The sequence below is a fragment of the Lentzea terrae genome, from assembly GCF_003265345.1.
Lineage (GTDB): Bacteria > Actinomycetota > Actinomycetes > Mycobacteriales > Pseudonocardiaceae > Lentzea > Lentzea terrae.
Genome location: NZ_QFWW01000008.1, coordinates 1 through 247, shown reverse-complemented (window position 1 = coordinate 247; position 247 = coordinate 1). Strand labels below are relative to the sequence as shown.

1 pseudogene is annotated in these 247 nt (G+C 62.3%); it reads left to right on the top strand.

From position 1 onward, the window contains the following. Positions 1–247 (top strand): annotated as a pseudogene (locus DI276_RS49900) (carbohydrate ABC transporter substrate-binding protein); the annotation flags it as partial.

Here is a 247-nt window from a genome sequence, read left to right as displayed (position 1 = left end):
CAACGAGTTCGGCTACGAAGAGCTGTTCAAGGAGTACGAGGCCGCGCACTCCGATGTGAAGATCACGCAGCGCAAGACCGGCCAGGGCCAGCCGCACCACCAGAACCTGTTCACCAAGCTCGGCGCCGGCTCCGGTCTCGCGGACATCGAGGCGATCGAAGAGGGCTACCTGAGCCAGGTGATGTCGAAGTCCGGGCAGTTCAACGATCTCAAGGAGATCGGCCCGAAGATCGAGGACAACCGCTGG